The sequence below is a fragment of the Roseimaritima sediminicola genome (assembly GCF_009618275.1).
Taxonomy (GTDB): Bacteria; Planctomycetota; Planctomycetia; order Pirellulales; family Pirellulaceae; genus Roseimaritima; species Roseimaritima sediminicola.
Window position 1 is genome coordinate 1 of sequence record NZ_WIAD01000127.1, and the last position, 1,270, is coordinate 1,270.

The following is a 1,270-nucleotide window of genomic DNA, read 5'->3' on the forward strand; positions in this document are numbered from 1 at the left end:
TGGAATTCACGGGGGACGGATGAACGATTTGCAAGCAGACGATTAAACATGACTCCCGTCCTCCCGTGCAATTCATGGTTCGCCGCGGTCTTGCAGTCGAGACTCATCACGACCACCGACAAACAATCCCATCACAACGATGATGCCAGATTCGATTCGATAGTAAAGGACAGCCGTGAATCGACGCAGTCGGCAGGGTCGGTATCCAGTATGATCCGAAGCGAATGAGAATGGTCGTTCCTGGACGACCGAAACAGCAGCGTAAAACTCTACTTCCAATTCGTCTCCCAGCCCCCCGCGACGTTCATCCAGCCAAGCCATCGAGCCAAGCAGATCGTCGCGAACTTCCTTGGCGTATCGAACATCCATCACGATCGAGCATCACGGATCTGTTCGCGTAGTTGCGATTCGGTGAGCAATGAATCGGGGTTTGCGCGGTAGCTCTCTAAGCGTCGGTCGAGTTCAGCACGCTGTTGGTCCGTCAGTGTCGTCCCAGCGTCCTGCGGCATGCGATCCCAGATTGCTTGCACGACCAACAGCTGCTCCTCCAGCGGGAGGGAAGAAATGTCAGAAATGGCTTGTTCGACAGTCATAAATCACCTGCGGTGGTAGGAACCAGCCATTCTACCTCGCTTCGAGAAGGCAGTCCAGTTTCGCGAAAAACGCGTTGAAACCACAACCGGGGAACGCTACCGATCACCCGGCGGCGACGGTTGATCATCCACTTCGAATCGCCCGACTTCGCCGCTCGGTTGCATCGGGTGGTTCTGCTCTGCGCGTTGGGAAGATGCATTCCTAATCGCTGACACCAGATTTGCAGTGAATGCTTCACATTGGTCGGCGTCGGGTGCTTGTCGTGTATACGAGAGATTGTATGCCGATTCACTAGTGTTGAAAATGATCCAGTCCGCAGTTCCGTTCCTAATGAGCGTCCAGGCAGCTACGAATCCCCACAAAATGGAAACGATGCACAGAGTGGTCGCGAAGTCGGGCCAGTTGCTCCAAAAGAGGCCGTAGCATCCGACGGCAACAAGCAGAAGGGAGATCGCCCAGCATTTCAAGAATCCATCCGGTGTTGTCCTGAGTTCGCCATACCGTGGACGAATGTCTGCCAACGGAACTCTCTGCTTCCAACGCCCCAAATACGTCACAGTTGACGTGTCCACGTATTTTGCTCCAACCGAAATTGTGCCACGGGCACCAAGCGTATTAAATCGATAGGTTGCTGACAAAGCAAAGTCTCTCACCATTTGATTTTGCTGAATGAGCA

At 53.6% G+C, this 1,270-nt stretch carries 3 protein-coding genes; all 3 read right to left on the reverse strand.

The features are described from left to right. Positions 1-72 precede the first annotated feature (72 nt). Complete coding sequence (locus GE027_RS22560) at positions 73-369, reverse strand: type II toxin-antitoxin system RelE/ParE family toxin (RefSeq protein WP_153559489.1); 297 nt, start codon at positions 367-369, stop codon at positions 73-75. After that, on the reverse strand, positions 369-593 hold the full coding sequence (locus GE027_RS22565; protein ID WP_153559490.1) for an addiction module protein: 225 nt from the start codon (positions 591-593) through the stop codon (positions 369-371). Before GE027_RS22565 ends, GE027_RS22560 begins: the two co-directional genes overlap by 1 nt. Before the next feature lie 96 nt (positions 594-689). After that, positions 690-1,270: hypothetical protein (locus GE027_RS23510; RefSeq protein WP_237607743.1), on the reverse strand; the 581-nt coding region annotated here is incomplete at its 5' end.

Excerpts from the sequence above, each read along its gene's own strand:
- GE027_RS22560 (WP_153559489.1), bottom strand. The coding sequence starts at position 369 with ATGGATGTTCGATACGCCAAGGAAGTTCGCGACGATCTGCTTGGCTCG.
- GE027_RS22565 (WP_153559490.1), bottom strand. The coding sequence starts at position 593 with ATGACTGTCGAACAAGCCATTTCTGACATTTCTTCCCTCCCGCTGGAG.